Source organism: Mesorhizobium sp. M3A.F.Ca.ET.175.01.1.1 (assembly GCF_004791945.1).
Lineage (GTDB): Bacteria > Pseudomonadota > Alphaproteobacteria > Rhizobiales > Rhizobiaceae > Mesorhizobium.
This window is the reverse complement of sequence record NZ_SRTP01000007.1, coordinates 125,509-151,546: the sequence shown is the minus strand read 5'-3', so window position 1 is coordinate 151,546 and position 26,038 is coordinate 125,509. Positions and strand designations below refer to the sequence as shown.

Annotated in this window: 23 protein-coding genes; 16 read left to right on the top strand and 7 right to left on the bottom strand. The window is 61.1% G+C overall.

Features of this window, described 5'->3' with window-relative positions:
- Positions 1–156: 156 nt before the first annotated feature.
- The gene (locus EN818_RS18095; protein WP_245482277.1) at positions 157–1,128 is read right to left on the bottom strand and encodes a LysR substrate-binding domain-containing protein; all 972 of its coding nucleotides are present in this window, start codon (positions 1,126–1,128) and stop codon (positions 157–159) included.
- A 130-nt stretch (positions 1,129–1,258) separates the two neighbouring features.
- On the opposite strand from EN818_RS18095, the gene EN818_RS18090 reads away from it, so the two are divergent.
- From EN818_RS18090 to EN818_RS18060, 7 genes are all read left to right on the top strand, one after another.
- Positions 1,259–2,785, top strand: a complete 1,527-nt coding sequence (locus tag EN818_RS18090) for a sugar ABC transporter ATP-binding protein (RefSeq protein WP_135904894.1) — start codon at positions 1,259–1,261, stop codon at positions 2,783–2,785.
- Positions 2,782–3,786, top strand: a complete 1,005-nt coding sequence (locus tag EN818_RS18085; RefSeq protein ID WP_135904896.1) for an ABC transporter permease — start codon at positions 2,782–2,784, stop codon at positions 3,784–3,786. The genes EN818_RS18090 and EN818_RS18085 overlap by 4 nt, the downstream gene beginning before the upstream one ends.
- A gap of 22 nt (positions 3,787–3,808) precedes the next feature.
- Positions 3,809–4,771, top strand: a complete 963-nt coding sequence (locus EN818_RS18080) for a substrate-binding domain-containing protein (RefSeq protein WP_127405463.1) — start codon at positions 3,809–3,811, stop codon at positions 4,769–4,771.
- A gap of 63 nt (positions 4,772–4,834) precedes the next feature.
- A complete protein-coding gene (locus EN818_RS18075) occupies positions 4,835–5,728 on the top strand; it encodes an amidohydrolase (RefSeq protein ID WP_127405464.1) in 894 nt (297 codons plus the stop codon).
- A 40-nt stretch (positions 5,729–5,768) separates the two neighbouring features.
- Positions 5,769–6,518, top strand: coding sequence for an SDR family NAD(P)-dependent oxidoreductase (locus tag EN818_RS18070; protein ID WP_127405465.1), 750 nt, complete (start codon positions 5,769–5,771; stop codon positions 6,516–6,518).
- 19 nt (positions 6,519–6,537) lie between these two features.
- Complete coding sequence (locus tag EN818_RS18065) at positions 6,538–7,377, top strand: transketolase (RefSeq protein ID WP_127405466.1); 840 nt, start codon at positions 6,538–6,540, stop codon at positions 7,375–7,377.
- The gene (locus EN818_RS18060; protein ID WP_186815515.1) at positions 7,374–8,396 is read left to right on the top strand and encodes a transketolase family protein; all 1,023 of its coding nucleotides are present in this window, start codon (positions 7,374–7,376) and stop codon (positions 8,394–8,396) included. The genes EN818_RS18065 and EN818_RS18060 overlap by 4 nt, the downstream gene beginning before the upstream one ends.
- Before the next feature lie 34 nt (positions 8,397–8,430).
- Here the strand turns inward: EN818_RS18060 and EN818_RS18055 are convergent, their stop codons facing one another.
- A complete protein-coding gene (locus EN818_RS18055; protein ID WP_135904898.1) occupies positions 8,431–9,627 on the bottom strand; it encodes an ROK family protein in 1,197 nt (398 codons plus the stop codon).
- Positions 9,628–9,741: 114 nt separating this feature from the next.
- On the opposite strand from EN818_RS18055, the gene EN818_RS18050 reads away from it, so the two are divergent.
- From EN818_RS18050 to EN818_RS18030, 5 genes are all read left to right on the top strand, one after another.
- Positions 9,742–11,013, top strand: coding sequence for an ABC transporter substrate-binding protein (locus EN818_RS18050; RefSeq protein ID WP_135904900.1), 1,272 nt, complete (start codon positions 9,742–9,744; stop codon positions 11,011–11,013).
- A gap of 99 nt (positions 11,014–11,112) precedes the next feature.
- A complete protein-coding gene (locus tag EN818_RS18045) occupies positions 11,113–11,997 on the top strand; it encodes a sugar ABC transporter permease (RefSeq protein WP_127405890.1) in 885 nt (294 codons plus the stop codon).
- Positions 11,997–12,848, top strand: coding sequence for a carbohydrate ABC transporter permease (locus tag EN818_RS18040; RefSeq protein WP_127405891.1), 852 nt, complete (start codon positions 11,997–11,999; stop codon positions 12,846–12,848). The genes EN818_RS18045 and EN818_RS18040 overlap by 1 nt, the downstream gene beginning before the upstream one ends.
- Positions 12,849–12,897: 49 nt before the next feature.
- Complete coding sequence (locus EN818_RS18035; protein WP_127405892.1) at positions 12,898–14,043, top strand: ABC transporter ATP-binding protein; 1,146 nt, start codon at positions 12,898–12,900, stop codon at positions 14,041–14,043.
- A 28-nt stretch (positions 14,044–14,071) separates the two neighbouring features.
- Entirely contained in the window at positions 14,072–16,210 is a 2,139-nt protein-coding gene (locus tag EN818_RS18030; protein WP_135904902.1) for a beta-galactosidase, read from the top strand.
- A 98-nt stretch (positions 16,211–16,308) separates the two neighbouring features.
- On the opposite strand, the gene EN818_RS18025 is transcribed toward EN818_RS18030, so the two are convergent.
- Positions 16,309–17,202 (bottom strand): GntR family transcriptional regulator, encoded by an 894-nt coding sequence (locus EN818_RS18025; protein ID WP_127405894.1) that lies wholly within the window; start codon positions 17,200–17,202, stop codon positions 16,309–16,311.
- A gap of 318 nt (positions 17,203–17,520) precedes the next feature.
- Between EN818_RS18025 and EN818_RS18020 the strand changes: the two genes are divergently transcribed.
- The 4 genes from EN818_RS18020 to EN818_RS18005 all read left to right on the top strand — a co-directional run bounded on the left by EN818_RS18020 (position 17,521) and on the right by EN818_RS18005 (position 21,353).
- Entirely contained in the window at positions 17,521–18,420 is a 900-nt protein-coding gene (locus EN818_RS18020) for an ABC transporter permease (RefSeq protein ID WP_245482334.1), read from the top strand.
- Positions 18,417–19,205, top strand: coding sequence for an ATP-binding cassette domain-containing protein (locus tag EN818_RS18015; RefSeq protein ID WP_127405896.1), 789 nt, complete (start codon positions 18,417–18,419; stop codon positions 19,203–19,205). The genes EN818_RS18020 and EN818_RS18015 overlap by 4 nt, the downstream gene beginning before the upstream one ends.
- Before the next feature lie 84 nt (positions 19,206–19,289).
- Positions 19,290–20,210, top strand: coding sequence for a sugar ABC transporter substrate-binding protein (locus tag EN818_RS18010; protein WP_135904906.1), 921 nt, complete (start codon positions 19,290–19,292; stop codon positions 20,208–20,210).
- A 117-nt stretch (positions 20,211–20,327) separates the two neighbouring features.
- Positions 20,328–21,353, top strand: a complete 1,026-nt coding sequence (locus EN818_RS18005; protein WP_135904908.1) for a zinc-binding alcohol dehydrogenase family protein — start codon at positions 20,328–20,330, stop codon at positions 21,351–21,353.
- A gap of 103 nt (positions 21,354–21,456) precedes the next feature.
- Here the strand turns inward: EN818_RS18005 and EN818_RS18000 are convergent, their stop codons facing one another.
- The 4 genes from EN818_RS18000 to EN818_RS17985 form a co-directional block, all read right to left on the bottom strand.
- Positions 21,457–22,851, bottom strand: coding sequence for an FAD-linked oxidase C-terminal domain-containing protein (locus tag EN818_RS18000; RefSeq protein WP_210236480.1), 1,395 nt, complete (start codon positions 22,849–22,851; stop codon positions 21,457–21,459).
- An 84-nt stretch (positions 22,852–22,935) separates the two neighbouring features.
- Positions 22,936–23,796 carry a carbohydrate ABC transporter permease gene (locus tag EN818_RS17995; protein WP_245482198.1) on the bottom strand — a complete coding sequence of 287 codons (861 nt, stop codon included), beginning with the start codon at positions 23,794–23,796 and terminating at the stop codon, positions 22,936–22,938.
- Position 23,797: 1 nt separating this feature from the next.
- On the bottom strand, positions 23,798–24,685 hold the full coding sequence (locus EN818_RS17990) for a sugar ABC transporter permease (RefSeq protein ID WP_127404806.1): 888 nt from the start codon (positions 24,683–24,685) through the stop codon (positions 23,798–23,800).
- A 100-nt stretch (positions 24,686–24,785) separates the two neighbouring features.
- The gene (locus EN818_RS17985) at positions 24,786–26,006 is read right to left on the bottom strand and encodes an ABC transporter substrate-binding protein (protein ID WP_135904912.1); all 1,221 of its coding nucleotides are present in this window, start codon (positions 26,004–26,006) and stop codon (positions 24,786–24,788) included.
- Positions 26,007–26,038 lie beyond the last annotated feature (32 nt).

Below are 26,038 nucleotides of genomic sequence, written 5' to 3'. Positions count from 1 at the left end.
TCACGACATTGGAAGAAATGGATCGCCCACATAGTCTGGTCGAAAACAAAACAAGCGAGATCGGCGCTTCCAATCCCCAGATAACTTTATTCTACCTATGTCGCGAACTGGCTTGTTTGGAGCGTGGAATCCAGCAAGAGCGCCAGATATTCTTGTTCAAGCCATGGCGGCGGGCTTGTCATCCCGCAATCCGAAATGAGGCCGTCGTTCAAACGATATGCGCAGCCCTAACTCGGACATAAAATCCCGAGCACGGTCTGTGTCGCGCCTGCCGACCCGCGACACCCATTCGGAAAACAGGCGCACCGCGCGCCGGTTCATATGCCGCGAAGGACAGACAAGCCAGTATCCGGGGAACTCTATCACGTCGAACTCGGTCGAGACGGGCACCAAAGCGCCCGAAACAAGGTCCTCGAACGCAATTGACGTGCTTTCCAGAACCACGCCCGCTCCATCCTTCGCCAGCTGAACCGACATCGAGGAGCGGTCGAAACGATAGGGATAGGTCATGCGCGCGCCCTGGACACCGTTACGCGGCAGCCAGTAATCCCAGCGGAAATAGGCCTTCACGCTGTCGATCAGTCTTGCCTGGCGCAGCTGCTCGCGCGGGTCGGATGAAAGCCTCTGTAGTTCGTTGAGATAAGAAGGCGAGCACATCGGCAGGATCAGGTCGTTGACCACGCAATCCGAATAAAGGCCGGCCCAGCCCCCGTCGCCGTAGCGAAGATCGAGATCAATGACCTCAGTTTCGAAATCCGAAAAATTGGGTGTCGCGTCGACCCGCAGATTCCAGGTCGGATAGTCCTTGCTGAATTCAGCCAACCGCGGCGCCAGCCATTTTTCGCCAAAGGACGGGCTGACCCGGAGGCTGAGTTGAAAGCTCTCGCGCTGCCGAACGATGGCGTTTCGAACCTCGCGGATGGATTCGAAGGCTTGCGTGGTGGTCTGGTAGAGCCGCTCCCCGTCGATCGTCAGGGAAAGGTGGCGCTTTTCGCGCTGGAACAGCCGCACGCCCAACTGGTGCTCCAGCAAGCGCAGTTGCTGGCTGACGGCCGAAGGCGTCACCTGCAATTCCTGCGCCGCTTTCGCCACGCCGCCGAGGCGCGCAACGGCTTCGAAATGCGCCATCGACTTGAACTTGATGTCCGACATATCGTGATCGTCAGTTAAGTTCAGCTACACAGAATGTTAAGAAACGAGAATTGAGCCGAATGTCAATCGGTCGCATCATCCCTGCGATCTCGGGAGGAGATGCAGGATGGAAACGGCCCAGGGCCTGGGCGTCGCCGGCAATGTGAGCGCGGCCGCACAGGCATCGACCAGGACGCCTCTGATCGACGCTGCCAATGTCGAGAAGAGCTACGGCGCAACCCGCGTCCTGCGCGGCGTGAGCTTTCAGGTCCGGGCAGGCGAAATACATGCGCTGCTGGGCGGCAACGGCGCCGGCAAGAGTACCCTCATCCGCATCATCACAGGCCTTACCTCCCGCGATGCCGGCGAGGTCGCCTTCACGTCGGCGAAGCTCGGCCGGGGCGGCCCGATCATAGCGGTGGTGCATCAGGAGCTGGCGCTGCTGCCCGAACTGTCGGTCGCGGAAAACATCGGTATCGTGCATGCGAAGTCCGGCCTGTCGCAGAGCAGCCGCCGCCGCATGCGCGACATCGCGCTCAATGCGCTGCGCCTGATAGATGCGGCGATCGGCGAGGAGATCGTGGACCTCCCGGCGGCCAAATTGTCCCTGCATGAAGGGCAAATCGTGGAGATCGCTCGCGCGCTTTCAACGGGCGCCGAAGTGCTGCTTCTCGACGAGCCCACCGCCAACCTGACCGCAGGCGAGACGGCCAAGCTTTTCTCCGTGCTGAAGCGTTTGGCGCGCGACGAGGGTATCGGAATCGTATTTGTCTCGCACAGGATGCGGGAAATCCGCGAGCTCTGCGATGTTTGCACCATCCTGCGGGACGGCATCACTGTGGCGAATGGGACGCCGCTTGCCTCGCTGAGCGACGCCGAGATCATCCAGCAGATGGGACAATCGACCCACCGTTCCGGCGCGCAGCTCAAGCGGCGGGAGCGCAGCCGAGAGGGTACGCCGGTGGAGTTGCTGGGGCCCGACGGCGCCATTTTGGTAATCTGGCCCGGCACCATCTTGGGGCTGGCCGGCGCACCGGCGGGTCCGACGGGCCTGATCGATCCCCTCGTCGGCGCGGGAAAGGGCGCCTGCTGGCGCCTCTCCGGCGAGGGTCTCGCAGATGGCTTCCCCTCCCCGGCCGCGGCGGCGCGCGCGGGCATCGGCTTCGTCTCGGGTGACCGGGCAGCGAAGGGCATCCTTTCGCAGCTTCCGATCGTCGACAACGTGCTTGCCGCGCGCAGGGTTCGCGACAACCGGCGGATCGTCGGCGCCGCCGAACGGCAGGAATGTTCCGATCTGGTCTCGGCGCTCAAGTTGAAGGCGGGCTCGATCTGGGACCTTCCGGCGTCGCTGTCCGGCGGCAACCAGCAGAAGCTGATCGTTGCGCGCTGGCTCGGATTGCCGCTGCGCATGGTGGTGCTGGAAGAGCCGACGCGCGGCGTCGACATCGGCACCAAGCACGATATCTACGCGCTGATCCGCGAGATGGCGGATACGGGAGCAGTCATTGTCTGGTGGTCGACCGAGAACGTCGAGCTGCTCGAGCTGTGCGATGTGATCTTCGCCTTCGACACCGAGGGGCGCCCGAAGGGGTTTCTGCCAGACGAGCGCTTCACCGAAGACGGGCTCGCCGAGCTGACGGGGATGGCAGCATGACCGACGCAACCAACGGCGCCGCGACGGGCAAGAAGGCTCGGGCCGCCGGGACCCGCGCTCCCGGGATTCTTCTGTCCTACCGCACCGAGGCCGCAATCGCCGGCGCGATTGTCGTCCTGTTGCTGGCGGTGGGCATATTCGTCCCCGCGGCGCTCAGCATGGGCAACGTCCAAAACATCATCCAGGCCGCCGCGCCGCTCATCATCATGTCGCTCGGCGTCTTCTTGGTCGTGGTCACCAGCGGCATCGATCTTTCGGTCGGCTCGGTGTTCTCGCTGACTGGAATGGTCACGGCGCTGGCAATGGCCAATGGAGCGGACGATCTTACCGCCTGCCTGGCAGGCTTGGCCGTGGGGCTGGTATTCGGAGCGATCAACGGGTTTCTCGTCACTGTCGTCAGGCTTGCTCCTTTCGTCGTCACCCTCATCACTTACGCGGTGGCGGGCAGCCTGGCCTTCATCGTCACCAACGGTCGCTCGATGCCGATCAGCGCGCCGGATTTCTGGCTGCTGAATTCCGGCGAGATCGTCCCCGGAATCCCCAATCATCTTCTGTTCTGCATCGTCCTGATGGTCTTGCTGGAATATGTGCTGCGCAAGGTCGTGCTGGGTCGCTGGTTCTATGCCGTCGGGTCATCGGCGACCGCAGCCCGGCTGCTCGGCATTCCCGTGCTTCGCATCAAATTCGCCGCCTATGTCATTTCCGGCCTGCTCGCCTCGTTCGCCGGGCTGCTGACGGCGAGCTACATCCTCAATGCCGAGGCAACGGCCGGCGCCAGCCTGATGCTGCAGGCGATTGCCGCGGTCGTCATCGGCGGTGCCAGCCTCTTTGGCGGAACCGGCAGCGCGATCGGCGCGGTGCTCGGCGCGCTGATGATCACCTGCATCCAGAACGGCGTGAACCTCATCGGCGTCAACAGCTTCTGGCAAGGCTCCGTCACCGGCGCCGCGATCCTGCTTGCGGTTCTGATCGACCGCTTCAGCAACAAGAACCGACTCTAGATCATCAACGGGAGGAACCAAGATGAAGTTGAAGAGCATCCTGATTGCAGCACTGGCGGCGTCCGCCTTGTCCAGCGCATCATATGCCGAGGACAAAAAGACCGTCGCCTATATCGCGCCCTCGCTGGACATCTCCTACTGGCAATGGGTCGGGTACGGCGTGAAGGAGAAGGCCAAGGAACTCGGCATGGACTATGTCGAGTACACTTCGGAGAACTCGCCGGCCAAACAGATGGACAATGCGAGGACGGCCGTGACAAAGGGGGTCGCGGCAATCGTGATCGGTCCGGTCAGCTCAACATCGACGCCGCCGCTGCTCGATTATCTGGAAAAGCAGAAGGTGCCGATCGCCTTCGCCGGCATCGGTCCGCAGCCGGGACTAACCAACTACACATCTTCTGTCACCGCAAACAATTATGAGACCGGCAAGGCGCAAGGGAAATTCACCTGCGATCTCGCCAAGGAGCGCGGCGGCAACAAGGTAGGCATGCTGTCGCTGCCGCAGGACCGGGAGAATGCGCAGAAGTATCTCAAGGGCGCCAAGGAGGCGTTCGCGGCAGACGGCTGCGACCTGGTCCAGATGCTTGAAACCCGGGGCCTCACCATCAACGAGGCTGTCACCCAGGGAAACGACCTGCTGACTGCACATCCCGACATCAAGGCTATCTACGGCATGTATGATGAGGCCGGGAGCGGTGCCGCAAAGGTGGTCGAGACCCGAGGCCTCACCGGCAAAGTTGGCATCACCGTCGCCGATGGCTCGCCCACCACCATTGCGCTGCTGAAGAAGGGGGCGATCCAGGGCATCTTCTTCCAGGAAGCGGTCGGCCAAGGCATCGACGGCACCCAGCAAGTCTACAACGCCCTGACGGGAGGCAAGGTGACCCAGGATCTGGCCCTGGTGATGCCATTGGTCACCGCCGATAAGGTCGACAGTCCCGAGGCGAAGAAGGTTATCGCCCGCGTTTTCCCCCCGAGCAACTGACCGCCTTCGAACGGACCCGCCGGCAAAGCCGGCGGGTCCAGCAGCAAGCGAGGGACCCCGACCGTGGCCGAACTGCCTTTCATCGATCCGCATCATCACCTTTGGGATTTGGAGACCCACTATTATCCATGGCTGACCGATGGCGTTAAGCCGGCCGCCTTCGGCGACTATGAGGCGATCCGCAAGAGCTACCTGATCGACGACTATCTGGAAGACGCCAAGAACCAGAACCTGGTGAAATCGGTGCATCTGGACGTCGGGTTCAATCCCGCCGATCCGGTTGGGGAGACGCGCTGGCTGCAAGGCATCGCCAACAAGCGGGGCTTTCCCCATGGCATCGTCGGCTATGCCGACCTGTCCAAGCCCGATGTCGGCGACCTTCTTGACCGACACATGGAATATCCGAACTTTCGCGGCATCCGGCAGTCGATGAATTACCATGCCGATCCCGCCAAGACCTATCTGGCGCGGCCGGAGGTCAGCCGGACACCCGAATGGCGGCGCGGCTTCCGCGAGTTGGCGAAGCGCGGGCTGAGTTTTGACCTGCAGCTCTATTATCCGCAGATGGGCGAGTTTCTTGAATTGGCGCGCGCCTTTCCCGACGTGCAGATCATTCTCAACCATACCGGCATGCAGGTCGACGGACCCGAGCATTTCGACGCCTGGAAGAAGGGCATGCGCCAGCTGGCGCAGGCGCCGAACGTCGCCTGCAAGATCTCGGGTCTCGGCATGGGCGACTGGACATGGACGACGGCGTCGATCCGTCCCTATGTCGAGGAGGCGATCGCCGCCTTCGGCATCCACCGATCGATGTTTGCGACGAACTTCCCGGTCGACAAGCTGTTCTCGAGCTTCGACGCCGTCGTGAACGCCTTCAAGGAGATCACGCGACACTATCCGCGTGAAGAGCGGCTCGCGCTGTTCCACGACAACGCCGCCCGGTTCTACCGGCTCTAGATCATCCGCCAAGAGATTGGAAAAAGCAGGAGAGTTCCACATGTTGCTGAAGGGCAAGGCTGTGGTCATTTCAGGCGCCGCGAGCCCACGCGGGATAGGCCGCTCCACGGCAGCGCTGATGGCCGAACATGGGGCACGCGTCGCGATCCTCGATCTCGATGAGGAACTGGCGCGGGATGCCGCCGCTTCGCTCGGAGGCGACCACATGGGCCTCGCCTGCGACGTCTCCGACCTCGCCGCATGCAAGACAGCGGCGGCGCAAGTCACCGAAAACTTCGGCAAGGTTGACGTGCTCTGCAACAATGCCGGCATTACCCAGCCGGTGAAGACCCTGGAGATCAGCCCAGGCGATTGGGACCGCATTCTCGACGTCAATCTACGCGGTGTGCTCTATCTCAGCCAGGCTTTCATTCCCCACATGCGCGAGAATGGCGGCTCGATCATCTGCATGTCATCGGTTTCGGCGCAACGCGGCGGCGGCATCTTCGGCGGCCCGCATTACTCCGCCGCCAAGGCGGGCGTGCTCGGCCTGGCAAAGGCGATGGCGCGCGAATTCGGACCCGACCGCATCCGCGTCAACTGCGTCACGCCAGGCCTGATCCAGACCGACATCACCGGCGGCAAGCTGACGGAGGCCATGCGCGCCGACATCATCAAGGGGATTCCGCTCAGCCGCCTCGGCGAGGCGCGCGACGTGGCTGGCGCCTACCTGTTCCTCGCGTCGGATCTGGCCAGCTACATCACCGGCGCCGTGATCGACGTCAATGGCGGGATGCTGATCCATGGCTGAGGGGGCGGCAGAATTTGAGATGCCGCGCTCGGGCAGCAATATCAGCCTTGCCGAACGGGCCTATCGCATCCGCCGGCATGCCGTGCGCATGGGCGAAGTCCAGGGCCAGGGCTATGTGGGCCAGGCGCTTGGCATCGCCGACGTGCTCGCGGTCGCCTATTTCCATGCGCTTCGCTATCGGCCAGATGAGACGCTATGGGAGAAGCGCGATCGCTTTCTTCTGTCGATCGGACATTATGCGATCGCGCTCTACGCGGCATTGATCGAAGCAGGCGTGCTGCCGGAGGAAGAACTCGAAACCTATGGCACGGACGACAGCCGCATGCCGATGTCCGGCATGGCCGCCTACACGCCTGGAATGGAGATCACCGGCGGCTCGCTCGGCCATGGGCTCGGCATCGCCGTCGGCATGTGCCTGGGGCTGAAGCGCAAGCGGAGCGACAGTTTCGTCTACAATCTCTTGTCGGACGGCGAGCTCGGTGAGGGCTCGACCTGGGAAGCGGCGATGTCGGCCGCCCACCACAAGCTCGACAATCTCATCGCCATCGTCGACTTCAACAACCAGCAGGCCGACGGTCCGTCGACGGCGACGCTGTCTTCCGAGCCGGTGACCGATAAGTTTGAGGCCTTCGGCTGGCACGCACAGCGTGTCGACGGCAATGACATCGAGGCGGTCCGCGCGGCATTCGACATTGCCCGGGACCTCAAGGAGCCGCGCCCGCGCATCATCGTCTGCAACACGCGCATGGCAAAGGGTGTGCCTTTCCTGGAGGCCCGCGAAATCACGCATTTCATCCGTGTCGAGCCGGATGAATGGACGCTGGCGCTCGAGGCTCTGGAGAAGGGACGTCCGCAGTGAGGTTGTCAAAATTCGAGCCACGTCAGGCTGTCATTGCCGGAGAGCGCAAGACCACCTCGGCGATGATCGCCTCGATCGCCCCGGACGGCATTCCGACGCGCAGCGCCCCTTTCGGCCACATGCTCGCCAGGCTGGCACATCAGCGGAACGGGATCGTCGGGCTCACCGCCGATCTTGCCAAATACACCGACCTTCATGTCTTCGCCCAGGAACATCCGGATCGCTTCTATCAGATGGGCATGGCCGAGCAGGTGCTGATGAGCGCGGCTGCGGGGATGGCCCGGGAAGGGTTTACGCCATTTGCAACGACCTACGCCGTCTTTGCCTCACGTCGCGCCTACGACTTCATCTGCATGGCTATCGCGGAGGAAAAGCTCGACGTGAAGATTGTCTGCGCCCTTCCGGGACTGACCACCGGTTACGGCCCCAGCCACCAGGCGACGGAAGACATCGCCATCTTCCGCGGCATGCCCAACTTGACGATTATCGATCCATGCGACGCGATCGATATCGAGCAGGCCACCGAGGCAATCGCTGACCACAAAGGGCCGGTCTATATGCGGCTCCTGCGCGGCAAGGTGCCGGTGGTCCTCGACGGGTACGACTACCGGTTCGAGATCGGCAAGGCGCGGCTGCTGCGCGAAGGGGCCGACGTGCTGTTCATTTCCAGCGGCCTGATGACCATGCGTGTGCTGGAGGCCGCAAAAGCTCTCGAATCGGACCGTATCGGCTGCGCTGTGCTGCACGTTCCAACGATTAAGCCGCTCGACGCAGAAACGATACTTACCGCGGCGCGACGGACCGGGCGAATGGTGGTGGTTGCGGAAAACCACACCTTGATCGGCGGGCTGGGCGAAGGTGTGGCCGCCCTGCTGATGCGCGAGGGTGTGAGCCCTGTCTTCCGGCAGATCGCGCTCCCCGACGAGTTTCTCGATGCCGGGGCTCTGCCGACGCTTCACGATCGCTACGGGATGTCGACAGCTGAGGTCGCGCGCCGTGTTCGTGAATGGGCTAAGTAGGTGACCAGATCGCCCTCTTCGCTCATCAACGAGCCTAGACACCTGATATCTGCAGTCCCACGCCTGCGACCTCGCCTGGGCTGCTTTCAAAGTCGAAGAGCCTTTGGGTCGCAAGCGCCGCCGCGCCACGCGCCCAGGAATCGTCTGCCCAGTCTGGCGTGATTGGTGGCGGGCTCCACAATGCATAGCGCTTCAGTGCGTCGCGCATCGGCTCGAACAGAAAATCGCCGAAAGTGACGGCTTCGCCGCCGCCGACAATCACTTCCGGATCGACGATGTTGCAGAAGCCGCCAAGGAATCTTCCTATTCCCAGGCCTGCCTCCCGCAACAGATCGATTGCTGTGCTGTCGCCGGCCTGAGCCGCGCTCAGCATGTCGTGGCGTGTGACCTCCCCCGATAGGCGACGGGCCTCTTTCCATCGCCGCACCAAGGCCGGCTCCGAGAAAAAGGTCTGCAGGCAGCCGCGTCGGCCGCATTCGCACAGCGGACCATCTGGATCGTATATCGAGTGACCCATCTTGCCCGCGGCTCCATTCGCCCCGTGATGGACCGAGCCATCGATCACGACCGCGCAGCTGATCCCGGCGCCGATGGCCAGCGCGCCGACGGTTCGATGATGCCGGCCAAGGCCGAACAGTTGCTGTGCAAGCGCGAAAGCATTGGTGTCGTCGTCCGCCCAGACCGGCACATGCACGAGTTCGGCAAGCATGGCGGCAAACGGCACGTCGGCCCAGTTGAACCGGTGGCTCAGGCGACAGACGCCGTTCTCGATGACGCCTGGTATCGCGATGCCGATGCCGCTGAGCTGCGCGGTCGTCGGGGCTCCGCGATCGGAGATCAGTTCATTGACCGCCTTGGCGCAGGCTTCCACCGTGCATTGTGGGGACGGATCGGGGACGGCTACCTGCCTGGTCACAAGCGGGGTCGTGGCAAGATCGGTCAGCACGCAATCGATCGCACCGACCTTCAATTGCAGTCCGACAACCAGCCGACCGGCGTAGTTTATGTTGATCGGGATGGGCCGACGTCCCGGCGCGCCCGGGCTCGCCTCTCCCTCCACGAGGATTTTCTCTTCCAGCAACTCGGTGACGACGAACGTCACAGCCGCCGGGCTGAGCCCGGTGATCGCTGCGATCTCGGCCCGGCTGATCGCCCCCTCCCGCCGCAGCAGATTGAGGATCAGCCGCCGATTTATGGCACGTGACGTCTGCTGGTCGCCCTTGAGCTTCATGTCTGTCTCATTATTAATTTTGTAAATTAACTATTGACCGATCTCACCTGCATACGCTACCCATAGCCTCGGTTCAAATGAAATCCGGCTGTTCTCAGGGAGGAGATAGAAGCCATGACAACCAAGCTTGCCGCATTGTTGACGACGAGGCGCCGTTTCCTGAAAGGCACCGGCGCGGCGCTTGTCGCGTCCGCCACTGGAGGGCTTTGCCTGCCTGCTTTGGCGCAGCCGCAGGACATCACGATTATCTCCAATCTCAGCAATGTCGAGCAGCGTCAGATCCTGCAGCGGCTGGCCACCGAATTCGAGGCGAAGTCCGGCGCCAAGGTGGTCATAAACAACATGGACCACGAAGCGCACAAGACGGCCATTCGCAGCTATCTTGTCGTCGGCGCCCCTGACATCTGCTTCTGGTTCTCCGGCAACCGCATGAAGGCGTTTGTCGCCAAGGGTCTTTTCGACGACATCTCCGATCTGTTCGCGCGGGAGAACTACAAGAGCGTGCTCGGGGCGACGACGAGTGCCGTCACGGTTGGCGACAAGCAATATGGCCTGCCGATGGGCGGCATCCTTTGGGGTCTGTTCTACCGCAAGGACGTCTTTGCGCAGCACAACTGGCCCCCCCCTAAGGACTGGAAGGAGTTCCTGGCCTTTGGCGAGGCGGCGAAGTCCGCGAACCTTGTTCCGATCAGCATGGGCACCAAGGAACTGTGGCCCGCAGGCGGCTGGTTCGACCATATGAATCTGCGCATCAACGGCCTCGACAAGCACATCGCTCTGATGGACGGCAAGGTTCAGTATACCGATCCAGTGCTGACGCCCGTCTTCGACAAATGGAACGACCTGCTCAAGGCCGGTTTCTTTTCGCCGAGCCACAGTTCCTTCGGCTGGGAACAGGCCGGTGCTGCCCTGGCACAGAAGAAGGCGGCCATGATGGACCTTGGCGGTTTCGTCAGGTCCGCTTTCCCGGAGGCGGACTTGCCCCAGCTTGCCTATGCGCCGTTTCCCGAGATCGTGCCCGGCGTCGCCCGCTACGAGGATTTCTCGGTCAACTCCATCCATGTACCTGCGAATGCAAAGAACAAGCAGGGCGCGCGCGACTTTCTGGCTTATTTCTACAAGCCGGAAAATCTCGGGGCCTTCCTTGCCGCCGAAGGCGCCATTCCGCCTCGCAATGACTGCCCGCCAAGCAAGGACCCGCTGGTCAATGCCGCGGTCGAGGAACTGAAGAAGGTGGTCGCGACATCGCAATATTACGACCGCGACACCGATCCGGACATGGCTCAGGAAGGCATGACCGCGCTTCAGGAATTCATGGTCAAGCCAGACCGCCGCGACCAGATCCTCGGGCGCCTCGAAAAAACCCGCAAGAGAATCTTTGGCTGATCCTCCCTGGCTGGCGGGCGCCGTCTTTCGGCGGCTCCCGCCTCTTTTTTGGGTGACCGGTTGTTTCGGATAACCCCGTCTCTTTTGGGATAGCCTGCCATGTCTCGTCTATGGCGCAGAAATCGTCATTGGGTGACCCCTGCCCTGTTCCTGCTGCCGGGTCTCATCCTGTTTGGAACGGTGATCCTTGCCGCCTCCGTCGAGACGGTCTGGATTTCGCTGCACGACTGGGATGGCATAGGCGCCAAGGCCTGGGTCGGCCTCGCCAACTATGCCGAACTGGCCGACGACCCGCAGTTCTACGTTTCGCTCAAGAACAACCTCATCTGGCTGCTGATCTTCATGCTGGCGCCGCCGATCGGCCTCGCGCTTGCCCTGATCGTGAACCAGCAGATCCGCGGCATGCGTATTCTCAAATCGCTGTTCTTCGTGCCGCTGGTTCTGGCGACCGTTACGGTCGGTGTAGTGTTCGGCTGGGTCTACGATCCGAACTTCGGCTTGCTGCAGCTTGTCTTCAGCGCCTTTGGAGCGACCGCCCCGGCGCTGCTTTCAGACGAGACCTTCGTCACCTTCGCGGTTGCCGCCGCCGCTCTGTGGCCACAGATCGCCTTCTGCATGATCCTGTTCCTGGCGGGGCTGAACGGCCTCAACGACGATCTGATCGCCGCCGGGCGCGTCGACGGCGCGCGCGGCTGGCGCATGCTGCGCCATGTCGTCCTGCCGCAGCTGTCGCAGGTCGGCTTCATCGCCATCGCGGTGACGGTGATCGGCGCGCTGCGCTCCTTCGACATGATCGCGGTCATGACCAGTGGCGGCCCCTACGGCTCATCCACCGTGCTCGCCTACCAGATGTACCAGGAGTCGATCTTTTCCTATCGCTTCGGCTACGGCGCCGCGATCGCCACGGTGCTGTTCGTGATCATGATCGTCTTCATCGCCTGGTATCTCAATGGCCTCATCAAGGCTGAGCGGAGCAACGCCTGATGTACCCGCGACCAATTCCCGACGATGCCAGGATCCAGCGAGCCCTGTATCTGGGCGGTGTCGCCCTGGTCGTGATCCTGTGGCTGCTGCCGCTGCTTGCCGTCATGCTGACCTCGATCCGCTCCAACGAGGAGCTGATGGCCGGCAACTACTGGGGCTGGCCGCAGAAATTCAGCCTGATCGAGAACTACAAGGCGGTTTTCGAGCAGACCGCCATGCTGCGCTTTTTCCTCAACAGCCTGCTGATCACCATACCCTCCGTCATCGGCGTCCTCATCCTGTCGACGCTCACCGGCTTCGTCTTGTCGCGCTATCCGTTCCGCGGCTCCAACCTGATCTTCGCGCTCTTCGTCGGCGGCAACTTCCTGCCGGCGCAGATCATGATGATCCCCGTCCGCGACCTGATGGTACGGCTCGGCCTCTATGACACCGTCTATGCACTGATCATTTTTCACATCGCGTTCCAGACCGGTTTTGCTACGCTTTTCATGCGCAACTTCATCGCTGCTTTGCCGGGCGAGTTGTTCCAGGCGGCGCGAGCCGAAGGCGCCTCGCCATTCCAGACATTGCGCCACGTGGTTGTTCCCCTGGTGCGGCCGGCACTGGCGGCACTCGCCATCCTCACCTTCACCTTCGTCTGGAACGATTATTTCTGGGCAATCGTGCTTACCCAGAGCGATGCGGTCAAACCCGTTACCGCAGGTTTGAACAATCTGCGCGGCGAATGGACATCGGCCTGGAACATCGTTTCGGCGGCCACGGTCTTCGTAGCCCTGCCGCCGGTCGTGATGTTCTTCATGATGCAAAAACACTTTGTCGCCGGCCTAACCATGGGGGCCGTCAAGGGATGATCCGCCGCGAACCCTGCCGCACCCGACACGCACGGAAAGGCGCCGCGATATGAGCAGCGTGGAATTGCGAAAAGTCGACAAGCATTATGGCAGCTACCATGCCCTCAAGACAGTCGACCTGAAGATCGAAAAGGGCGAGTTCGTCGTCATGGTCGGCCCGTCCGGCTGCGGAAAGTCAACATTGCTGAAGACGATCGCCGGGCTGGAAACGATCAACTCCGGCCAGATCGTGATCAACGGGCGCGACGTCACCAGGGAAGAGCCCGGCGACCGCGGCATCGCAATGGTCTTCCAGTCCTATGCGCTTTACCCGCATATGACCGTCGCCGAGAACATGGGCTTCGGCCTCAGGATGGCCAAACGGCCCAGGACCGAGATCGAGGCTGCCGTCAAACGCGCGGCACGGATCTTGCGTCTGGAGGAGCAACTCGACAAGCGCCCGAAACAACTGTCGGGCGGACAGCGCCAGCGCGTCGCGATCGGTCGCGCCATCACACGCTCGCCCGAGGTGTTCCTCTTCGATGAGCCGCTTTCGAACCTCGATGCCGCACTGCGCACCCAGATGCGGGTCGAGCTTTCGGGCCTGCACGCGCAGCTCGGATCGACGATGATCTACGTCACCCACGACCAGGTCGAGGCCATGACCATGGCCGACCGGATCGTGATCCTCAACAAAGGCTGTATCGAGCAGGTCGGCTCCCCGTTGGAGCTCTATGCCAACCCCGCAAACATCTTCGTCGCCGGGTTCCTCGGCGCGCCCCGCATGAATTTCATCGAAGCGAAAGCGGTCAGCGTCGAGGCATCCGTCGTCTCGGTAACGGCAGCCGGCCTGCCGACACTGAGCTTCGGCGGTATCGACGTGACCAGCCTTTCGGCCGGCGACGCCGTGACCATCGGCATCCGGCCGGAGGCGCTGCATGTCGTCGAAGCGAGCGGCGGCGCAATGCCGGTCTTCTCCGGCCAGGTGCGGCTGGTCGAGCAGCTGGGACGCGAAACCGTTCTTTACGTCGATGCCTCCCCGCTTCAGACGACCAATTCAGACAGCGGCACCGGCAATTTCACGCTTCAGCTCAACAAGGTTTCCGCGATCGGCGTCGGCGCCACGTTGCAGGTGGGCTTCGACACCGGCGACGCCTACCTGTTCGGGCCCGATGGGCGCACGCTAACGCCAAGAAAACCCGTCGCCTCAATCTGAACCTCGAAAATTCGAAAGTCCCATACGAATGAACCGCAAGAAGCCCGCCCCGCTATCCGTATGGCGGCCCCTTAATCTCGACCGCTTTCTGCTCGGAGCGCCGCACTACCCCGAACATGTCGACGAGGGCAGCTGGCAGCGTGACGCCGAGCGCATGGCTGCCGCCGGAGTCAACACCGTGCGCATGGGGGAGTTCGCCTGGCACATTTTCGAACCCCGTGAAGGCAGGTTCGAGTTCGGCCTTTTCGATCGCGCGATCGAAATTCTCGGCCAGGTGGGGATCGACACGATCATGTGCACGCCGACGGCGACCCCTCCGCGCTGGCTTACCGTCAACTATCCCGAAGTGCTGCGCGTCGACATAAACGGGCGGCCCTCGAGCCACGGATCGCGCCAGCATGCCGACACCACAAGCCCGGTATTCCGCGCCCACAGCCGCCGCATCACGCGCGCCATGGCCGAGCATTATCGGGATAACCCGCGTGTAATCGGCTGGCAGACGGACAACGAGCTCAACACCACCGTGTCGGAATCGTTTGCGCCCTCGACCCGGCTGGAGTTCCAGAAATACCTGCAGAAGGCCTACGGCACTATCGCGGCGCTGAACTTCGCCTGGGGCGGTCACTTTTGGGCGACGGCCTACGACGACTTCTCGCAGATCGACCTACCGAGACCGCTTATGCCGTCATACCCCAGCCCTGGCCATGTGCAGGACTACCATCGCTTTCTGGCCGCAGCGACCGCCGCGTTCCAAGACGACCAAGTCGAGATCCTGCGCGCCGCCAATCCGGACTGGTTCATCTTTCACAATCTTGGCCAGCTTGCCGACATCGATTTGCGCGGCCGGTTCGGACAGGACCTCGATTTCATCGGCTTCGACATCTATCCGATGCTCTATGACGAGATGCGCCGGACCGGCGGGCACGCGACGACCCAGGCCTTCCACCTCGATATATGCCGCGCCTACTCCGGCAACTTCATCGTGCCGGAGCAGGCCTCGGGCCTCGGCAGTCAGCCCGGATTCTCGACGATGACGCCGGAGCCGGGCGAAATGCGCCGGATGGCCATGACCTCGGTGGCGCGCGGCGCCGACGGCATTATGTTCTTTCGTTGGCGTCCCGCGCATTTCGGAGCCGAAATATACTGGATGGGCGTCATCGATCACGACGACGTACCGCGCCGCCGCTATGACGAGGCAAGCCGGTTCTTCCACGAAATCGCCGCCGTCAAGGACCAGATCCTAGGTACGGCCGTGCGCATGGATCTCGGCATTGCCGGCGCCGACTTCGACAACCAGGAAGCATACAAGACCTATCCGATCGGGCTTCCCAGCCCGCTCGAAGACGCGACGCTGCTTCATCGCCATTGCTATCACAATGGCATTGCATGCGGGTTCATTCATCCCGAAGACGATCTTTCGCGGCTCAAGGCGCTCTACATCCCGCATTGGGTGATGTGGAAGGATCAATGGAACGAGGCTGTCGAGACGTTCGTGCGCAATGGCGGCACGCTGATCCTGTCGGCATTGAGCGGAACAAGGGACGAGAACAATCACATCATCCGTGAGCAGGCTCCCGGCAACGCCCTGTCGGCACTGAGCGGCGTCAAGGTGACGGAGTTCGGCCGTGTCGCTCCCGAAGGCGGCAGCGGCCTCTTCCCCCTGTTCCGTCCGGCCGCCATGGGCGCCTATGCGCCGCCGCCGCTTCCGGCCTCATCGGTCGAACGCAAATACCTTTTCACTCTTGGCAATGAAGAATTCCAGGCCGCGCATTTGTACGAGCTGCTCGAGGCAGCGCCCGACACCGAGGTGCTTGGCGCCTGGTCGAACCGCTTCGCCGCCGGCTCTCCCGCGATCACCGCCCGTCAGGTGGGGCGCGGGCGTGTCGTCTATGTCGGCACGTATCTCACGCAGCAGCTGGTTGAGAAACTTGTCGATGTCGTGCTCACCAAGGCCGGCATCGCGCCTTTGCTGCCTGAACTGCCTGCCGGAGTGGAGGTCACTGTCCGGGAAGCCGAAGACCGCCGGTTGATGTTCGTGCTCAACACCACGGAGACTCCGGTCATTGTGCCGAACGTTCCCGCGGGCGTCGATCTGTTGGCAGGAAAGCCCGTCTCGGGAACACTGCCGCTAGACGCCTATGGCTGCGTGGTCATTCGGCTCGACTGATTCGGCTCGAGCGCGTGAGTAGGCATACGGGCCTGACGGCCCGGAATAAACGAACCGCCTCATCCCCCGAACACACACTTGGGTCGAGTCGATACCCTTCAACTCGCCGCCAGAAGGGACTGCAAAAGCGTCTCCCTTGCGGATGACAAGTGGGCGTCGGCCGCCAGCTCAACGCGCGACAAGTCGTGACTCAATAACGCATCGATGTAAGCCAGATGCTCGATCAAGGCTGCGTGGTTCCGCTGCTTCTCGTCGCGCTTGTTCCATTGGTAGTGGTAGTGAAAGATGAAGCTGATGATATCGTAGAAGTCGCTGATAAATCGATTGGATGAAGCCTCGTTAACCAGCCGATGGAAACGATCGTCGAGACTGGAAAAGTCATGGAATCGATATTCGATGTCTCCCAGCAGATCGAGATGTGCGCACTTCAGTGTCTCGAGCTTTTGCCATAGGGGAGAGTGGGCGGCCTGCATGGCGAAGAGCCGCGCTGATCGCAACTCAAACATCACGCGAATTTCGAAAAGCTCAAGCGCGAAATCCTCGGTAAACCCCTTGAATATCCATCCGGAGTTCGGACGCTTTTCGACCAAACCGAACCGGGCAAAGCGGATTAGGAACTCCCGTATTCCGCTGGTCGCGACGCCAAATTGGCGCGACAGATCAAGTTCGTTGATCAATGTCCCCGGCTTGGTGTCGCCGCGAAGCATCCATTCCATGAACTGCTGTTCGACATGCATATTGCGCGGCGTCGTCTCTACATCAGGAAAATAATCGCTCGGTTGAACTTGCCGATCTTTGACGCGGGACCGCGTGGCGCAGGCGATGACGCCACGATGATCCAGCTCATTCAACACTTTGCGAATGGTGGTGCGGCTCACGCCCAGCTGACGCCTGAGCGCGTTTTCCGAGGGCAGCGGATCCTCAATGTCGCTTCGGACCATAAGATCGAGAATTCGATTGAATGCCTTTTTGAAGACGGTGTCGGTTTTCATGAAGGCCAACCCTCCCCAGGCTTGTCCTTTTTGGCGAATTTTTATCCATAAAAAACAACTTGACGCTGGCGCGGATAGTATTGTTTTTTATCGATAAGAGGAAGAGGCAATAAACAACAGCAAGCAGGGAAATCGACGTGCGCGCCACGTTCGATCTCGGGCGAATATTTGGCTGGAATGACCAAGAGCCCCATAACAGACACTAGCGGCAACACCATGGTAGATCCGCTACCGCAGCCAAACACATTGTCCGTAAGTCTTGCCATTCTGAACTTTGGCCCAGCGCTGATCCTTCTACTACTCATTGCAGCGCTAAGCATGACATCCTCCTATTTTCTCACTGCCCGCAACATCAGCAACATACTGGCGCAAACGGCAGTCATCTCGGTCGTCGCCATGGGGCAGCAATTGGTGATCCTGACGCGCGGCATCGACCTGTCCGTAGGGTCAAACCTGGCTCTGGCTTCGGTCCTGGGTGCTCTGTCGTTCCATGCAGGCGCGCCGGCTGCGCTGGTAATCGCGGTCATGGTCTTGTCTGGCGCCCTGGTCGGAGCCATCAACGGCGGCTTCTACGTCTTCGGGCGCCTGCCGCATCCATTCATCATCACGCTTGCTACCTTGAGCATAGCCAAGGGACTTGCCCTGCAGCTTGCCGATGGACGCGCGATTCCAGGCATGCCGCCGTCCATCGGCGCCCTCGGCACGGATGCGCTCGGGGGGTTGCCGGGATCGGTCTTCGTGGTTTTGGCGGTCGCGGCCGCGTTCTTCGTGGTGACCAGGACGATGGTCTGGGGCCGCTGGATCTACGCCGTTGGCGGGCGGCCGGATGCCGCCCTGCGCATGGGCATTCCCGTATCATGGGTGCTGGTCTCGACCTACGTCGTATCAGGCACCTGCGCGGGCATTGGAGCTGTGATCTTGGCCGGGAGGACCGATGCCGGCTCGCCGCTTTTTGGCAACCTGCTCGAGCTCGACACGATCGCTGCCGTCATCATAGGCGGGGCAAGCTTCCTCGGTGGCCGCGGACATCTCGGCAACGCTCTTATCGGCGCCTTGATGATCGGCGTCATTCGCAATTCGCTCAACCTGCTCAACGTCAACATCTTCTTCCAGTTGATCGTCATCGGGGTGGTCATCGTCATCGCCGTCGAAGGCGACGTTCTTCGCAACTATCTCGAAGGGCGAGTTCGCGTGATGCAGGCGGGGAAGCAGTCATGAGCGCCGTTTCGCTGAGCTCCAAAGAATGGACCAGTATTGAGGATACACCGGTCCTGTCGGTCGAAGTCGCGAGCAAAAGGTTTGGCTCCGTGCTCGCGCTGAGCGATGTAAGCATCTCGGTGCGGCGGGGAGAGATCCTGTGCCTTCTCGGCGACAACGGCGCCGGCAAGTCGACCTTGATCAAGTGTATCAGCGGCGTTCATCGCCTGGACGCCGGCTCGATCGTAATCGACGGACAGGTCACGCCCATCCGATCCCCGGCCGAGGCGCGCGCCGCTGGAATAGAAACGGTCTACCAGGACCTCGCGCTATTCGACAACTTGACTCCGGCGCAGAACTTCTTCGCCGGACGTGAAATCGCGGGACCGCAATGGCTGCCACGCGGTTTGCGATTTCTCAGGCAGCGGCGCATGGACGCCGAGGCTCGATCCTTGCTCGACAATCTCAAAGTGACCTTGCCTAGGAACGACACCGTCGTCGCGATGATGTCGGGAGGACAGAGGCAGGCCATCGCCGTCGCGCGATCGACGGTCTTCGCTCGCAAGGTGGTCATTCTAGACGAGCCTACTGCCGCGCTCGGCCTGCGCGAGTCCCGCCAGGTCCTTGATTTGGTCGCGAGGCTGCGCGACCAGGGGAACGCCGTCATCCTGATCACCCACAACATGGAACATGTCGTCGAGCTTGCGGACAGGGCCGTCGTGCTCCGCCAAGGACGCAAGGTTGGTGAACTGGTCCCGAACGAGGACAACAAGCAGCAACTGGTCTCCATGATCGTCGGGGCCTGACAAGGATTTTGTCGGCTGCAGGGGCAGCCTGCAACGAGGGTGAACCTTCCTTCGGAAGGCGCCCAAACAAGGGAGGAAACGAGCATGCGACTGGAAGGAAAACTGTTGGGAGGGCTTGCCATAGCATTGGCGCTTGCGACGCCGTCCCATGCGGCCGACAAGATCAAGGTCGGCCTGATCACCAAATTCCCAGTCCCCTTCTATTCAACGATGGAGGAGGCCGCCAAGAAATATGCGGCGGCCCATCCCGAGGTCGAGCTGGTGACCGGCCAGGGACAATCGGCGACCGACATAGAAGGTCAGATCTCGCTGATTGAATCGATGATTACCCAAGGCGTCAAGGGTCTGGCCATCACGCCCGTCGATCCGACGGTGGCGCCTGCACTCGACAAGGCCGTGGCAGCAGGCATCAAGGTCGTGCTGGTCGACAATGGCATACCGAACTGGAAGGGATCGAGCGCGCTTGTCTCCACCAACAATCTGAACGGCGGCAAGATCGCGGGTGAATATCTCAAGACGGTTCTCAAGGCGGGAGACAAGATCGGCATTCTGCAAGGCGTGCCGGGCGTGCCCGCGCTCGACGATCGCGTGACCGGCATGATGCAGGGCCTGGGCGATCTCAAGGTAGAGGTCGTCGGCAAGGGAGCGACCAACTGTACCCTCGAGCTCGGAACCTCGGTCGCCGAGGACATTCTCACCGCCAATCCCGACCTGAAAGCCATCTACGCCGCTTGCGGACCGCCCATTCCCGGCGCGGCGAAGGCGATTGCCAACGCCGGGATTGCCAACGACAAGTTCATCCTAGTCGGCTTCGATGCGTGCTGCGGTGAGATCGAGGCGATCAAATCTGGAGCGGAGGATGCCAGCGTCGCCCAGTTTCCGGCCAAGATGGGTGAACTCGGCATCGATACCGTGGTCAGGGCGATACACAGCGAGAAGGTGGAGGCAAATGTTGACACCGGCGCGGGGCTGGTGACGCTCGCCAACGTCAAAGACTTCGAATAGTCAAAAGATCGCCCGGCGGTTGTGATTGCCGCCGGGCCGTTCACCCGGCACCGCTGAAATCCGAATTCGTTGCCCAGGGGTCCGCGCACGCCCAATTGCACGAGGAGCATCCTCGCCATGAAAGCCGCCGTTTGTCTTGCACCCGGCAAGCTGGTTCTCAGGGACCTGGCCTGGCCGGCATTGCCACCGCCAGGGTGGGCATTGCTGAGCGTGAGCCATGTTGGCATCTGCGGCACCGACTATCACATCTTCGAAGGCAAGCACCCCTTCTTGACCTATCCTCGCGTGATGGGTCACGAATTTTCCGGGACGGTCGTGGCTGCCGGTGAGGGCGTCGGCGTCGCAACTGGCCAGTCGGTGATCGTCAACCCCTATCTGTCGTGCGGCCGTTGTATTGCCTGTCGCCAGGACAAGCCCAATTGCTGCGTCGCCATCGAGGTGCTTGGCGTTCATCGCGATGGCGCCATGTGCGAGCAGATCCTGGTTCCTGCCGGTAATCTCTATCCCACCGGCGGGCTTTCGCTGGGCGACGCCGCAGCCGTCGAGTTTCTCGCCATTGGCGCTCATGCCGTTCGCCGCTCGATGCCAGGCAAGGGAAAGCGGGCCCTGGTCATCGGCGCGGGGCCGATCGGCCTCGGCACGGCTCTCTTCGCCAGGATTGCGGGCCATGAGGTCACGATACTCGATGTCGACCGCGATCGGCTGGAATTCGTCGAACGGGACCTCGGTTTCGCCGTCGTCGACGGGTCAATTGCGACAAGCGCCGAGCTTCTGCGAAGTCGCACCGCCGGCGAGGCCTTCGATATCGTCTTTGACGCCACCGGAAACGGTGCGTCGATCCGATCCGCCTTTGGCTATGTCGCGCATGGCGGCGCGCTCGTCATGGTCAGCGTGGTGAAGGACGAGATCTCCTTTTCCGATCCAGAATTCCACAAACGCGAGATGACGCTGATCGGCACCCGTAACGCCACCAGAAGCGATTTCGATCAGGTCGTGGCATCGATCCGGGACGACAAAATACCGATTGCCAGGCTTGTGACCCACCGGACCACTCTGGCCAAGAGCCCTCATGACATTGCGCGCTGGTCACGTGAGAAGGCTGGGCTGATCAAGGCTGTCATCACCGTCCACGACGATGCCTGACGCGTGGGCGCAAGTACAGGCGCCGGTCCCTCCTGAGCCGTGCCTGCCCTCACAATATTGTTTAGAGCTTGCGAAAGACCCGGTCCGTCTTTCCCAAATCTTGCTAGCCGCGGCCAGAAGATTGTGGAATGAGTTTCCCGGGGTTCATGATGCTGTTCGGGTCAAAAAGACCCTTTATAGCGCGCATGATATCCAGGGCAGGCCCGTGTTCGGCTTCCATGTATCTGAGTTTGCCCAATCCGATCCCATGTTCCCCGGAGCAGGTCCCTTCCATCGCCAAGGCGCGATAGGCCAACCGGGAACTGATGCCGCTAGCGATCTCGTATTCTTCCTGGCTATCCGGATCGATCACCAGACCAAGGTGGAAGTTCCCGTCTCCCGCATGTCCGTTCAGACACACAAAGAACGGAGCCTTTTCGATGTCGGCCTTCGTTTCCACGACACACTCGGTCAGTCGGGAAATCGGTACACAAGCATCCGTGGGCATCACCTTCGCGCCGGGCCGGCTGGCCAACAGCGCATTGTGCATGCGATGGCGCGCGCGCCAAAGGGCTGCCCGGCTCTCCTGATCTTTCGCCCAGCGAAACTCGCCTCCTCCCATTTCGGCAGATATCGCCCCCACCGTGGCTATTTGTTCGGCAACGGCTTGTGGCGCACCGGCGAATTCAAAAAACAAGGTGGGCTGAATTCCATAGTCGAGCTTGAAGTAATCGACGCATGCGCGCATGGCGGGCTCGTCCATCAACTCCGCTCGCGCAATCGGCAAGCCCAGCTGAATAATCTGAGTCACCGTGTCGACCGCAGCTTTCAGCGAAGGATAGCCGCACACGACCGCGACGGTCTCTTCTGGAATACCATGCACGCGGATGATCAGTTGTGTGATTACGCCCAGAGTGCCTTCCGACCCGATAAAAAGCTTGGTCAGGTCGTAGCCCGTCGACGATTTTCGCGCCCGACTCCCTGTCTTGATGACCCGGCCATCGGGCAATACCACACGCAAGGACAGCACGTTCTCGCGGATCGTGCCGTATCGCACGGCATTGGTGCCGGAAGCACGCGTAGCCGCCATCCCGCCAATCGTTGCCTCAGCACCAGGATCCACCGGGAAAAACAACCCCAGATCCTTCAGATGCCTATCCAGCGCCTGTCGCGTGACGCCCGGTTCAATGACCACGTCGAGATCATCAGGATGCACCGCAAGTATTCGATTCATGCGGCTGACGTCCAGGCTGACGCCGCCGTGGACGGCGCTCAAATGCCCTTCCAACGACGTTCCGGCTCCGAAGGGAATGACCGCCACCCCGTGGGCATTGGCGTTCTCGAGGATCGCCGCGACCTCCGCTTCGGTCTCGGCAAAGCAGACGGCGTCCGGTTCTTCCACCGCGTGGAACCCCTCTCCGCCGCAGTGCTGGTGCCTCAGCGACGTGTTGGTCGTGAAGCGGTCGCCAAGCACCTTTGCGACCTCGTGGACAAAGGCAGTCGGCAACGAATGCTTCATTGGAGATCCCATCGAACTGTGTATGTATGTCCGGGTTCGTCTTGGCTCTTGAAGAGACCGGCCGGCTTGCCGTTGGCGGCGCGATTATCCTTTGACCGCGCCGGCCGTCAGGCCCCGGACGAAGTATCGTCCCGACAGGACATAGACGATCAGCGTGGGAAGCGCGGCTATCAGCGCCGCCGCCATGTCCACGTTATATTGCTTGCGCCCCAGGGTTACGTTCACGACGTTGTTCAACGCGACAGTGATCGGCGAACTTCCCCCGGCGGAAAACGACACGCCGAACAGGAAATCGTTCCATATCGACGTGAACTGCCAAATGCAGCAGACGACAGCGATAGGAATGGCCGTAGGCAGGGCAATGCTAAAGAATATCCTGAAGAAGCCGGCGCCGTCGACCAAGGCCGCCTTGGTCAGTTCATCGGGGAACGAGACAAAATAGTTTCTGAAAAACATTGTCGTGAATGCGATTCCATAGACCGAGTGAACCAGTATGAGGCCGGCGGTGGACCCCGATAGCCGCAACATTCCAAGCACTCGCGCGATAGGCAGCAACACGGCCTGCAACGGGAGAAAGCAGCCGAACAACATGACGGCGAAAAAGAGATCCGCTCCGCGAAATTTCCACTTCGTCAGCGTGTAGCCGTTGATTGCGCCGATTGCGGTGGACACGAAGACCGCAGGGATCGTGATAATCAGCGAGTTCAGAAAGAACGGTGAAAGCCCGACACAGTTGGTACCGATGCAAGCCGTGCTCCAGGCCTTTGACCAAGCTTCAAACGTTATCTGTTTCGGCAGCCCGATAAGCGAGCCGGAATAAATCTCGTCCAGGGGCTTGAAGGATGTGATCAACATAACCCAGAGCGGCACCAGATAGAGGGTGGCCAGGACAGCCAGGCACCCATACACAAACAGCCTGCCGCCGTAGCGCTCCAGCTTGCGCATTCTAGTGCTCATTGCTGGGCTTCCGAAGTTCGGTGTAGAGATACGGGATCATGATCGCCACCACCGCGGCCAGCATCATCATTGCGCTGGCTGCGCCGACCGCCATCTGGTTCCTTTCGAACGTTGCCGAAAACATGAACATTGACGGCATCTCCGTCGCTCCGCCGGGCCCCCCATTCGTCAGCGCGAACGTCAGGTCGAACGTCTTGATAGCGATCTGCCCAAGCAAGACGATCACGCTGAGAAACGCCGGGCGAAGCATCGGCACGACAACGCTGACATAGATACGGGCCTGAGAAGCCCCCTCCATCTGAGCGGCTTTTATTATCGAGTTGTCGATGCCTCTGAGACCGGCGAGAAAGATTGCCATCGCAAAGCCCGACGACTGCCATACCGCGGCGATGACAACGGTGTAGAGAGCATAGTTTGGATTCACCAGCCAGTCGAAGGTGAAGGAGGTCCACCCCCAATCACGAACCAATTTCTGAAGGCCGAGGCCAGGGTTCAGTACCCACTTCCAGGCAACGCCGGAAACGATGAAGGACAGCGCCATCGGATACAAAAAGACAGTTCTCAGAAAGCCCTCGGCGCGGATGCGCTGATCGAGGAGAATGGCGATAAAGAGACCAAAGAGGGTGGCGATCGAAAGGTAGAGTGCGGTGAAGACAAACAAGTTCTCAACGGCTACGTGCCATCTGGGCGTCGACCAAAGGCGGACATACTGCTCCAGACCCACAAAGTCGTAAATCGGCATCACCTTGGATGAACTGAGCGAGACACTGGCAGTCCAGGCGATGAAACCGTAGATCGCTACAACGATAACCATGCCGCTCGGCGCCAGCACGAGCTTGGGCAACTGGGCGGCAAGGTATCGCTTTATCGCAATCATCGGAATTATTTGTCTCCTGGATCTGCCGAGCCAATAGACGCTCAGGCAGCAGGCCCGCCGGAAGGCCCAACGACAGCCTTCCGGTCATCGTGGGTGGTCCTTACCGTGCGTTATTGATCTCGTCCGCGAGAAGCGTCACCGCATCTTGCGCACGCATGTCCGACACGAAGAACTTCGCGGCGACTTCCTTGAAAATCGAGGCGAACTGGGGTTCGGCAGCATACCCGCCGGACAGAGTGCCGAGGAACGATTTGTGCTCGATCGAGGCCTTGAGGTCCACAGCCGCCTGTTTGGCGCAGTCGTCGAACTTCGACATGTCGACATCAAGCCGAGGTGGAATGGATCCCTTGATCAGGTTAAACTTGATCTGCACTTCCGGATCGAGAAGCACCTTGACCAGTTCGTCCTGCGCGGCCCGCAGGCTCGGATCGGTGGTTTGGAACATGCTGAACGAGTCCATCGCCCAAAGGAAATTCGGCGTCGACGTTGGGGTCGGGAAACAGAGGAAGTCGACACCGGGCTTCAGACCCTTGGCCAGGAACTCGCCTTTTGCCCAATCGCCCATAACCTGCATGCCGGCCTTGCCACTCGCGACCATCTCCGTCGCCACGGCCCAGTCACGGCCCACGAAGTTGTCATCCACCAGGCCTCTCACCTGGCGCAGCTTTTCGAACACCTTGACCATCTCGGGGCTGCGAATGGCCTTGTCGTCGACCTTGAGCGCGACTTGCGTGTAGAATTCCGGCCCATTCAAATCCACGATCAGGCTGTCGAAGATTTTGGCGATCTGCCATGGCTCGTCACTGGCTGCCAGAGGGATAATCCCAGCCTTGCGAAGTTTCTCGCCTGACGCAATGAGTTCTTCCCAGGTCTTGGGAACCGAAACGCCTGCGGTGTCGAACGCCTTTTTGTTGGCCCAGATCCAGTTTGAACGAAGCAAATCGATCGGCACCTCGACCCACTTGCCGTCGGGAGCCGCCAGGCGCCTGTAGTCGGCCGGAAGCGACTGAACGCCGCCACTCGCGGTCTCCAAATCGGTCAGGTCCCTCAGAACGCCTTCCTTAGCCCAGGTCGCAGCGTCGTAGCCTAGCATCTGCATTGCACCAGGCGGATTGCCGGCGACGATGCGAGCCCGGAGCGACTGCTCGGCGTTCGCGCCGTTTGCACCGCCTATGGCGGTGTCCTTCCAGACGACGCCGCGCTTTTCCAGCTCTTGCTTGATCGTGTTTACGGCAGCCACCTCACTGTCAGACACCCAATGATGGATGACCTCGATAGACTTATTTTCAGCGTGGGCTGTCGCAGAAATCATGCTGCACATGGCTGCGCCCAGTAACAAAGACCGACTACGCA